Source organism: Streptomyces boncukensis, from assembly GCF_011045075.1.
GTDB classification, from domain to species: Bacteria; Actinomycetota; Actinomycetes; order Streptomycetales; family Streptomycetaceae; genus Streptomyces; species Streptomyces boncukensis.
This window is the reverse complement of record NZ_JAAKZZ010000256.1, coordinates 1-10484: the sequence shown is the minus strand read 5'-3', so window position 1 is coordinate 10484 and position 10484 is coordinate 1. Positions and strand designations below refer to the sequence as shown.

General features: G+C 70.7%; 10 protein-coding genes and 2 rRNA genes. All 12 read left to right on the top strand.

Annotation, left to right across the window (positions count from 1 at the left end):
- Nucleotides 1-190 (top strand): 23S ribosomal RNA (locus tag G5C65_RS22300); the annotation flags it as partial.
- Between the two features lie 72 nt (nt 191-262).
- Nucleotides 263-379, top strand: a 5S ribosomal RNA gene (gene rrf / locus G5C65_RS22295).
- A gap of 189 nt (nt 380-568) precedes the next feature.
- Nucleotides 569-1177, top strand: a complete 609-nt coding sequence (gene clsA / locus G5C65_RS22290) for a cardiolipin synthase ClsA (protein ID WP_165300683.1) — start codon at nt 569-571, stop codon at nt 1175-1177.
- Between the two features lie 113 nt (nt 1178-1290).
- On the top strand, nt 1291-3786 hold the full coding sequence (locus G5C65_RS22285) for a mannose-1-phosphate guanyltransferase (protein ID WP_165300682.1): 2496 nt from the start codon (nt 1291-1293) through the stop codon (nt 3784-3786).
- A gap of 171 nt (nt 3787-3957) precedes the next feature.
- Nucleotides 3958-4863 carry a DUF881 domain-containing protein gene (locus G5C65_RS22280; protein WP_165300681.1) on the top strand — a complete coding sequence of 302 codons (906 nt, stop codon included), beginning with the start codon at nt 3958-3960 and terminating at the stop codon, nt 4861-4863.
- Nucleotides 4860-5192 carry a DUF1290 domain-containing protein gene (locus tag G5C65_RS22275; RefSeq protein ID WP_165300680.1) on the top strand — a complete coding sequence of 111 codons (333 nt, stop codon included), beginning with the start codon at nt 4860-4862 and terminating at the stop codon, nt 5190-5192. Before G5C65_RS22280 ends, G5C65_RS22275 begins: the two co-directional genes overlap by 4 nt.
- 5 nt (nt 5193-5197) lie before the next feature.
- Nucleotides 5198-6106: a DUF881 domain-containing protein gene (locus tag G5C65_RS22270; protein WP_420903346.1), complete on the top strand. Its 909-nt coding sequence runs from the start codon at nt 5198-5200 to the stop codon at nt 6104-6106.
- Between the two features lie 438 nt (nt 6107-6544).
- A complete protein-coding gene (locus G5C65_RS40190) occupies nt 6545-7078 on the top strand; it encodes an FHA domain-containing protein (protein ID WP_338146580.1) in 534 nt (177 codons plus the stop codon).
- Between the two features lie 20 nt (nt 7079-7098).
- The gene (gene ftsR / locus G5C65_RS22260; RefSeq protein ID WP_165300679.1) at nt 7099-7842 is read left to right on the top strand and encodes a transcriptional regulator FtsR; all 744 of its coding nucleotides are present in this window, start codon (nt 7099-7101) and stop codon (nt 7840-7842) included.
- A gap of 73 nt (nt 7843-7915) precedes the next feature.
- Nucleotides 7916-8389 carry a bifunctional nuclease family protein gene (locus tag G5C65_RS22255; protein WP_026004895.1) on the top strand — a complete coding sequence of 158 codons (474 nt, stop codon included), beginning with the start codon at nt 7916-7918 and terminating at the stop codon, nt 8387-8389.
- 215 nt (nt 8390-8604) lie between these two features.
- The gene (locus G5C65_RS22250; protein WP_165300678.1) at nt 8605-9213 is read left to right on the top strand and encodes a MerR family transcriptional regulator; all 609 of its coding nucleotides are present in this window, start codon (nt 8605-8607) and stop codon (nt 9211-9213) included.
- 45 nt (nt 9214-9258) lie between these two features.
- Nucleotides 9259-10484: DNA polymerase IV (locus G5C65_RS22245; RefSeq protein ID WP_165300677.1), on the top strand; the 1226-nt coding region annotated here is incomplete at its 3' end.

Here is a 10484-nt window from a genome sequence, read left to right as displayed (position 1 = left end):
TGGCTGGTTGGCTACGTTCGGGAAGGATAACCGCTGAAAGCATCTAAGCGGGAAGCCTGCTCCGAGATGAGGACTCCTGCCCCCTGTGAGGGGTTAAGGCTCCCTGGAGACGACGGGGTTGATAGGCCGGATCTGGAAGCCCTGTAAGGGGTGGAGGTGACCGGTACTAATAGGCCGAGGGCTTGTCCATCGTTGCTTGCGTCCACTGTGTGGTTTCTGAGACAGCAACCCCGTATACCGGTGGTTGTGTGTTTCACCGTGTTTCGGTGGTTATAGCGTGGGGGAAACGCCCGGTCACATTCCGAACCCGGAAGCTAAGCCCGACAGCGCCGATGGTACTGCATGCGGGAGTGTGTGGGAGAGTAGGACGCCGCCGAACTCAATGTGGAGACAGTGAAGAAGCCCCGTGCGGGGGAGTGCGCCAGCACCCCGGCACGGGGCTTCTTCATGTCCGCATTCGGGCCGCCGTGTCCGGCCGACCCCCTGCCATCGCGGCGCGGCCCCTCCGGGTAGGGTCAAGTGGCGTCATCGGCACGGATACACAGACGGATACACAGGAGGCCCCCGGGTGGAGGTCCAGGAGACGGCGGTTCAGACGGACCGGGTTCTCACCATCCCGAACATCCTGAGCATGGCCCGCCTTGTCGGAGTGCCGGTGTTCCTGTGGCTGATCCTGTGGCCGGTTTTCGACGGTCCCAACGCCGATGGCTGGGCTCTGGTCGTCCTCGCGTTCAGCGGGGTGAGCGACTATCTGGACGGCAAGCTGGCGCGCCGCTGGAACCAGATCAGCAGCCTCGGCCGGATTCTCGACCCGGCCGCCGACCGGCTGTACATCCTGTCCACCCTGGTGGGGCTCACCTGGCGGGAGATCCTGCCGCTCTGGCTGACCGCCGTGCTGCTGGCCAGGGAGGCGCTGCTGCTGGTCATGGTGTGGGTGCTGGACCGGCACGGCTACGCGCCGCCGCAGGTGAACTTCCTGGGCAAGGCCGCCACCTTCAATCTGATGTACGCCTTCCCGCTGCTGCTGCTCAGTGACGGAAGTGGCTGGGTCGCGTCACTCGCTGCTATTTTCGGATGGGCGTTCGCTGGCTGGGGTACGGCTCTCTACTGGTGGGCAGGGGTCCTCTACGTGGTCCAGGTCCGTCGGCTCATCAGGGCGGACGCTGCAGCCGACTGAGCCAGCCTTTTCAGCGTCGCAGAGGCCGGCTGCCCGTTGTGCGACGTCGTGGGCCATCCTGGATGGGTGAAGGTCGGTGTGACCGTCGTCTTTGCGAGGAGGACGCTTCCGACATGAAGGCCGTCGTCATGGCCGGGGGTGAAGGCACTCGCCTTCGCCCGATGACCGCAAGTATGCCCAAGCCGCTCTTGCCAGTGGTCAATCGGCCGATCATGGAGCATGTGCTGCGGCTCCTCAAGCGGCATGGGCTCACCGAGACCGTTGTGACCGTGCAGTTTCTCGCCTCCCTGGTCAGGAACTACTTCGGGGACGGCGAAGAGCTCGGCATGGAGCTGACGTATGCGAACGAAGAGAAACCGCTGGGCACCGCCGGCAGCGTGAAGAACGCCGAGGAAGCCCTCAAGGACGACTCGTTTCTGGTCATCTCCGGGGACGCGCTGACCGACTTCGATCTCACCGACCTGATCACCTTCCACAAGGAGCGCGGCGCGCTGGTCACCGTCTGTCTGACGCGTGTGCCGAACCCGCTGGAGTTCGGCATCACCATCGTCGACGACGAGGGCCGCGTCGAGCGCTTTCTGGAGAAGCCCACCTGGGGTCAGGTGTTCTCGGACACCGTCAACACGGGCATCTACGTCATGGAGCCTGAGGTCTTCGACTACGTCGAGCCCGATGTGCCCGTCGACTGGTCGGGGGACGTCTTTCCGCAGCTCATGAAGGAGGGCAAGCCGATCTACGGCTATGTCGCCGAGGGCTACTGGGAGGACGTCGGCACCCACGAGAGCTATGTGAAGGCCCAGGCGGACATGCTGGAGGGCAAGGTCGACGCCGAGCGGGACGGCTTCGAGATCTCGCCCGGCGTCTGGGTGGCGGAGGGCGCGGAGGTGCACCCCGACGCCGTGCTGCGCGGCCCGCTCTTCATCGGCGACTACGCGAAGGTGGAGGCCGACGCCGAGATCCGCGAGCACTCCGTCATCGGCTCCAACGTCGTCGTCAAGAGCGGGGCCTTTCTGCACCGGGCCGTCGTGCACGACAACGTCTACATCGGTCCGCAGACCAACCTCCGCGGCTGCGTCATCGGGAAGAACACGGACATCATGCGCGCGGCCCGGATCGAGGACGGTTCGGTGATCGGGGACGAGTGCCTGGTCGGCGAGGAGTCCATCGTCCAGGGGAACGTGCGGGTGTATCCGTTCAAGACGGTGGAGGCGGGCGCGTTCGTCAACACCTCCGTCATCTGGGAGTCGCGCGGCCAGGCCCACCTGTTCGGGGCGCGCGGCGTCTCCGGCATCCTCAATGTGGAGATCACCCCGGAGCTGGCGGTCCGGCTGGCGGGCGCGTACGCCACCACCCTGAAGAAGGGCTCCACCGTCACCACCGCCCGGGACCACTCGCGCGGGGCCCGTGCCCTCAAACGGGCGATGATCTCCGCGCTGCAGGCCAGCGCCATCGACGTACGCGACCTGGAGAACGTACCGCTGCCCGTCGCCCGCCAGCAGACCGCGCGCGGCGGCGCCGGCGGCATCATGATCCGTACGACACCCGGCCGGCCCGACTCCGTCGACATCATGTTCTTCGACGAGCGCGGCGCCGACCTCTCCCAGGCGAGCCAGCGCAAGCTGGACCGCGTCTACGCCCGCCAGGAGTACCGGCGCGCCTTCCCCGGGGAGATCGGCGACCTGCGCATCCCGTCCACCGTCTTCGACTCCTACACCGGCTCGCTGCTGCGCGCCGTCGACAGCACGGGGGTGGCCGAGTCCGGGCTGAAGGTCGTCATCGACGCCTCGCACGGCAGCGCGGGCCTGGTGCTGCCGAGCCTGCTGGGGCGGCTGGGGGTGGATGCGCTGACCGTCAACCCGGGGCTGGACGAGGCACGCCCCACGGAGACCGCCGAGACCCGGCGCTCCGGGATGGTGCGGCTCGGCGAGATGGTGGCCTCCGCGCGCGCCGACTTCGGGGTGCGGTTCGACCCGGTGGGGGAGCGGCTCTCGCTGGTGGACGAGCGCGGCCGGATCGTGGAGGACGACCGGGCGCTGCTCGTCCTGCTCGACCTGGTCGCCGCCGAGCGGCGCAGCGGCCGGGTCGCCCTGCCGGTCACCACCACCCGTATCGCCGAACAGGTGGCCGCGTACCACGGTACGCAGGTGGAGTGGACGACGACCTCGCCCGACGATATGACCAGGGTGAGCCGGGACGACGCCACCGTGTTCGGCGGCGACGGCCGGGGCGGCTTCATCGTGCCCGAGTTCAGCTCCGTCTTCGACGGCACCGCGGCCTTCGTGCGCCTCATCGGGCTCGTGGCCCGTACGCAGCTCACGCTCAGCCAGATCGACGCGCGGATCCCGCGCGCCCATGTGCTCCGCCGCGACCTCGCCACGCCGTGGGCGGTCAAGGGCCTGGTGATGCGGACGGTGGTGGAGGCCGCGGGCGAGCGTTTCGTGGACACCACCGACGGCGTCCGCGTGGTCGAGTCCGACGGCCGCTGGGTGATGGTGCTGCCCGACCCGGCGGAGGCCGTCACCCATCTGTGGGCCGAGGGGCCCGACGAGCACTCCGCCCGCTCACTGCTCGACGAGTGGGCCGCCGTGGTGGACAGCGCGGGCCGTTAGCTCCTGTCCGGCAGATCGTGCGGCCCGGGTGCCGCCCCTTGCGGCTCGCGCGGGGCGCGCCGTCGACGGGGTGCTCATGATCTGCCGGACACTGATCTGCCGGACACGCGCCGGCCGTATGGGCGGTGGCCCGTTCGGTCGCACGGTCCTCGACGTGCGACGATGTGCGGCATGTCGCAGCAGCATCCCGATCGGAGCACTCCCTCGCGGCCTGCGCGGCCCGACGCCTCCATGTCGCTGCTGAACAATGTGATGGAACACAGCCTGGACGACGGCTACGCCGAGGTGGCGGCGCGCAGGGGCGCGGAGGGCCGCGCCGGCCTGCCGCGCACGCTGCGGGCCAAGCTCGGGCTGGCAGCGGGGCTGGTGCTCGCCGCCCTGGTGGTGACCCTCGGCGCCGCGCAGGCGCGCGTCGAGGCACCGGCGATCGCCAAGGAGAAGGAAAAGCTCATCGAGCGCATCGAGGACGGCAACAAACGCGCCGACACGCTCCAGAAGAGCGTCGACCGGCTGCGTTCCTCCGTCGACAAGAAGCAGCGCGCGGCGCTGGAGAAGTACGGCGGTGAACGCGCCCGGCGCGTCGCCCTGCTGTCCGGCGCGGTGCCGGTCGAGGGCCCCGGCGTCAAGCTGGTGGTGAACGACGCCGAGACCAAGGACTCCCCGTCCGGCAGCGGCGAAGGACCCCGCGAGGGCGGCGGCTTCTCCGAGACCGGCCGGGTCCGCGACCGCGATATGCAGCGCGTGGTCAACGGGCTGTGGGAGTCCGGCGCGGAGGCGGTCGCCATCAACGGCCAGCGCCTCACCGCGCGCTCCGCGATCCGTGCCGCCGGGGACGCGATACTGGTCGACAACAAGCCGCTGGTGCCGCCCTACACCCTGCTCGCGGTGGGGCCGGGCGCCAAGCTCAGCAAGACCTTCCAGGACAGCGTGGACGGCCAGTACCTCCACGTGCTGCGCAAGGACTACGGCATCAGGTCCAGTATCTCCGTGCGGGACGAGGTCCGGCTGCCTGCCGCGCCCAGCATGATCGTACGAACAGCGAAACCCGTGAAGACAGAAAAGGGCAGCACATCGTGATCGCCGTACTGGGCCTCATCGTCGGTGTCGTGGCCGGGCTCGTGGTCCGGCCCGTGGTGCCGACGGCGGTGGAGCCATATCTGCCGATCGCCGTCGTGGCGGCGCTGGACGCGGTCTTCGGGGGACTGCGCGCGATGCTGGACGGCATCTTCGTCGACAAGGTGTTCGTCGTCTCGTTCCTCTCCAACGTCGTGGTCGCGGCGCTGATCGTGTTCCTGGGCGACAAGCTGGGCGTCGGCGCGCAGCTGTCGACGGGCGTGGTCGTGGTCCTCGGCATCCGAATCTTCTCCAACGCCGCCGCCATCCGGCGGCACATCTTCCGGGCGTGAGGCCGATGAGTCCGGTGAGTGACGCGAACGACGGAAGCGGACCGGCCGCGGGCGGACACGGCGGGCACGGCGGACCGCCCCGGCACGGCGGTGCCCTGCCGCCGGAGAGCCCCCACCCGCCCGCCGGCTCGCGGCCGCCCGGGAGCGGGGAGCCGCCCGGCGGGCCGCAGGGGCCCGGGGTGGAGCCCGGCGGAGGCGAGGGGCGCCGGCGTCTCGCGCAGGCGGTCTGGCCGCCGCGGGTGACGCGGGCTCAACTGATCGTGGCGCTGCTGCTGTTCGGACTGGGCCTGGGGCTGGCCATCCAAGTGCGCTCCACCAGCGAGAACAGCGCCCTGCGCGGCGCCCGCCAGGAGGACCTGGTGCGTATCCTCGACGAGCTCGACGACCGCACCAAACGGCTGGAGGACGAGAAGGGGGAGCTGTCGCGCCACCGCACCGAGCTGGAGAGCAGCTCGGACCAGGCCGAGGAGGCCCGCAAGCAGCGCAAGGAGAAGGAGGGCCAGCTCGGTGTGCTGGCGGGCACCGTGGCGGCCGAAGGGCCCGGAATCCGGATGACCATCGGGGACCGCGCGGGCAACACGGACTCCGACGCGCTGCTGGACGCGGTCCAGGAGCTCCGCGCCGCCGGCGCGGAGGCGATCCAGATCAACGGCGTACGCGTGGTCGCGGGAACCTATTTCTCGGACAGCGACGGCGGCGTACGCGTGGACGGGCGTAAGATCGGGCAGCCATACCGCTTCGAGGTGATCGGCAAGCCGCAGGACTTGGAGCCCGCGTTGAACATTCCCGGAGGGGTCATTCAGACTCTGAAGAAAGAACAGGCCACGGTGTCCGTGCGCCGCTCGGAGAAGATCACTGTTGACGCCTTGCGATCGTCGAAGCGGCCTGACTACGCTCGGTCGTCATCGCAGTGAGAGGGCACGTGAGGCAGCCGTAGGGCTTCCGGGGGGTCGACGGGCCCCTTCGGCACTGCGTGGTGGAAACTGTCTACAGGTCACGGACGTTAACCGGGCGTCCGGAGTGGCCGGTGAGAGCATCGAGGGTCTGTCCTGCCCCACGGGCGGGTCTGTGTCGTGCGAGGGGAATCGCCCGTGAGTTTTTTTGCGAAGTTGTTCGGCAAGAACCGCCAGAACGCCGGCGGTGCGGCCGCGCGGCACCGCGCCCCCCGGCACGCGGAGCCCGGAGCGCCGGGGCCGGAGAACGGCGCCGAGCGTCCGATGTTCCGGGACGAGGTGGCCGCGCGCAACGGCGACACTCCCGGTGGCCACGGCGCGGCGTCTGTTGACCCTGGCACGCAGGGCCGCATAGGTTCCCACACACCTGCAACCTCGGATCCGGGTGGAGGTACTGCCGTGCCGGTGTGCAACAGGTGCGGAACGCGCGCCGCGGAGGCGAGCAGGTTCTGCTCCAACTGCGGTGCTCCGCTGCGGGGCGGCGCCCCCGCCGAGGGGTCGTCCGAGACGACCTCCACCATCTCCATCTCCGGCCTGGAGGCGTACGAGGCGGAGGTGACGGGGCAGCACGCCATTCCGGCGCTGCCCCCCGAGGCGCAGGCAGCCGTGGACGCGCTGCCGCTGGGCTCGGCCCTGCTGATCGTGCGCCGCGGCCCGAACTCGGGCAGCCGCTTCCTGCTGGACGGCGAGCTGACGACGGCCGGGCGCCACCCCCAGAGCGACATCTTCCTCGACGATGTCACCGTCTCGCGGCGGCATGTGGAGTTCCGCCGCGGCCCGGACGGGGTCTTCACCGTCTCCGACGTCGGCAGTCTGAACGGCACCTACGTCAACCGCGAGCGCATCGAGACCGGGGTCCCGCTCGGCAACGGCGACGAGGTGCAGATCGGGAAGTACCGGCTGGTCTTCTACACGAGCCAGCACGCTGTCTGACCCCGCACAGGGAAGGCCCCATGCTGGAGACACCCTCGGGCGGTGCCGGACCCGGCACCGCCGCCGGGGACGGCGCCCCGCCGGGCGGGTCCCTGAGCATCGGGGCCGTGCTGCGGCTGCTGAGGGAGGAGTTTCCCGAGGTCACCGTCTCCAAGATCCGGTTTCTGGAGGCGGAGGGCCTGGTGGAGCCGGAGCGCTCCCCGACCGGCAACCGCAGGTTCGCCCCTGGGGATGTGGAGCGGCTCAGCTATGTGCTGCGGATGCAGCGGGACCACTACCTCCCGCTGAAGGTCATCAGGGAGCATCTGGACGCGCTCGGCCGTGGCGGGACGCCGCGGTCCGTGCCGGCGCCGTCCCGCGAGCCGGCGGAGCCGGAGGTGACGGCCCCGGCGCCCACCGTGCGGATAGCGCGCGGCGAGCTGCTCGCGGTCGCCGGGGTCGGCGAGGAGGAGCTGGCCGTCTGGGAGGCGTACGGCCTGATCACCGCGTCCGACCAGGGCACCTACGATCTCGCGGGAGCCGCCGTGGCACAGCTGCTGGCGGGGCTGGGGAAACACGGCATTGAGCCACGTCAGCTGCGGGCCATGAAGACCGCGGCGGACCGGCAGGCGGAGCTCGTGGAGCGGCTCGTGGCGCCGCTGCGGCGGGACCGGGACCCGCGTACCCGGGCCCGGGCCGAGAGCACCGCACAGGAGCTCGTGGGCCTCTCCGTGCGGCTGCACGCGGCGCTTGTCCAGTCCGCGCTCCGGCCGCGCGGTGACTGAATCGCACACGGATGCCCCTATCAGGGGGCTGTCCGACTACCCAAACGGGCGCGGCACGGCCTAGGGTTGCTGTGTGAATGAGCTCGACGTAGTGGGTGTCCGGGTGGAAATGCCCACCAACCAGCCGATCGTGCTCCTGCGCGAGGTGGGAGGCGACCGCTACCTGCCCATCTGGATCGGCCCCGGGGAGGCGACGGCGATCGCCTTCGCGCAGCAGGGCATGACTCCTGCACGCCCACTGACCCATGACCTGTTCAAGGACGTCCTGGAAGCAGTGGGGCAGGAGCTCACCGCCGTCCGCATCGTCGACCTGCGTGAAGGAGTGTTCTACGCGGAGCTGGTGTTCGCCAGCGGGGTCGAGGTGAGCGCCCGCCCCTCCGACGCCATAGCGCTGGCGCTGCGCACCGGAACCCCGATCTACGGCAGCGACGGGGTGCTGGACGACGCCGGCATCGCGATCCCCGACGAGCAGGAGGACGAGGTGGAGAAGTTCCGGGAGTTCCTCGACCAGATCTCCCCCGAGGACTTCGGCACCAGCAGCCAGTGAGGACGGCGGAGAGCGGGGACAGGACACGGCCCGGCGGCGGGGGCCGAAGACCCATTCGGTCGGCTATTCCCCCTTCACGGGCACGTAAAACCACTCCCTGGGTGATTATCACTCGCCGTGCCGAGTGTGGCGATCGTTGACGCACCCGGAGTGACTGCCTACCTTCATGTGGGCAGGTTCCGGGGCGACCCGGGATGTGAAGGACGGAGGTCGGCGTGACAGGCACCGGCGGTGACAGTACGGCGGCGGGCGACTCCTCCCTATCCAACGAACCCCCGATCCGGCCGGCCGGCCCGTCCGCCCACCGCTCCGGCGAGCGGGACGGAGCCGGCGAGGAGGTCGGCTACCGCGGGCCCACGGCGTGTTCCGCCGCGGGCATCACCTACCGCCAGCTCGACTACTGGGCGCGCACCGGCCTGGTCGAGCCGAGCATCCGCCCGGCGTACGGCTCGGGAACCCAGCGGCTCTACAGCTTCCGCGACATCGTCGTCCTCAAGATCGTCAAACGGCTGCTGGACACCGGCGTCTCGCTGCAGAACATCCGCGCCGCCGTTCAGCACCTGCGCGAGCGCGGCCAGACCGACCTCGCCCGGATGACGCTGATGAGCGACGGCGCCACGGTCTACGAGTGCTCGTCCCCGGACGAGGTCGTGGACCTCCTCCAGGGCGGTCAGGGTGTCTTCGGGATCGCCGTCGGGGTGGTCTGGAAGGACGTGGAGGGCGCCCTCTCCCAGCTGCACGGGGAGCGGGTGGACACTGGCGAGACGCTGCTCGGCCACCACCCGGAGGACGAGCTGGCCCGCCGCCGCAACCGCGCCGGCTGACTCCGGGGCGCGGTCTGTCAGTGCCATGCGGCAGCATCGGTGGGTGTGAGAGGCGCACCGACCATCCTGCATCTGGACATGGATGCCTTCTACGCCGCGGTGGAGCAGGCGTCCAAGCCCAGCCTGCGCGGCAAGCCGGTGATCGTGGGGGGACTCGGCCCGCGCGGTGTGGTCGCCACCGCGTCCTACGAGGCGCGGCGCTTCGGGGTGCGCTCGGCCATGCCCACGGCCCAGGCCCGCCGCCTGTGTCCGAACGCCGCGTACCTCGGCCCCCGCTTCGGCCTCTACCGCCAGGTGAGCGACGTGGTGCTGGACCTCCTCCGGGACCTCTCCCCGCTGGTCGAGCCGCTGAGCCTGGACGAGGCGTTCGTCGATCTGGAGGCGGCAGCGGCGCCGGCGGGCCCCGGGAGCGAGCGCGCGGTGGGGGAGCGGCTGCGGCGGGCGATCCGGGGCGCGACGGGGCTGAGCGGCTCGGTGGGGCTCGCCGGGTCCAAGATGCTGGCGAAGATCGCCTCGGAGCAGGCCAAGCCGGACGGACTGGTGCTGATCGAGCCCGGTACGGAGCGTGAGCTGCTCGCCCCGATGCCGGTGCGGATGCTGCCGGGCGTCGGCCCGGCCACGGCGGACGCGCTGCGCCGCGCCGGGATCACCACCGTCGGGGAGACCGCCGAGGCCGGGGAGGACGAGCTGCTGCGGCTGCTGGGCAAGGCGCACGGCACCTCGCTGTACGCGATGGCGCTCGGGCTCGACGACCGCCCCGTGGTCGCCGAGCGGGACGCGAAGTCCGTCTCCGTCGAGGACACCTACGACGTGGACCTCACCGACCGCACCCGGGTGCAGCTGGAGGTGGCGCGGCTCGCGGCCCGCTGCGTGGAGCGGCTGCGCGCCGCTGGGCGCTCCGGGCGGACCGTCGTGATCAAGGTCCGGAGCTATGACTTCTCCACCCTGACCAGGTCGGAGACCCTCCGCGGGCCCACGGACGACCCCGCCGTGGTCAAGGAGGCCGCCGCCCGGCTGATCGACGGCGTGGACACCACGGCGGGCGTCCGGCTGCTCGGCGTGGGCGTGAGCGCCCTCGCGGACTTCACCCAGGAGGACCTCTTCGCGCAGGCGCGGGCCGCGCTGGACGAGGACGACGGGGAGCCGGACCCCGCCGGGAGCCCGCAGGCGGAGAGCGGCGAGCACGGCGCGCCGGAGGGGCCGGAGCCGCCGCAGGACACCGACCGCCGCTGGGCCCCGGGGCGGGACGTGGCACACACGGAGTACGGGCG

Coding starts and splice junctions, on each gene's coding strand:
- ftsR (WP_165300679.1), top strand. CDS start 7,099: ATGCTGGAGACACCCTCGGGCGGTGCCGGACCCGGCACCGCCGCCGGG.
- G5C65_RS22270 (WP_420903346.1), top strand. CDS start 5,198: ATGAGTCCGGTGAGTGACGCGAACGACGGAAGCGGACCGGCCGCGGGC.
- G5C65_RS22280 (WP_165300681.1), top strand. CDS start 3,958: ATGTCGCAGCAGCATCCCGATCGGAGCACTCCCTCGCGGCCTGCGCGG.
- G5C65_RS22285 (WP_165300682.1), top strand. CDS start 1,291: ATGAAGGCCGTCGTCATGGCCGGGGGTGAAGGCACTCGCCTTCGCCCG.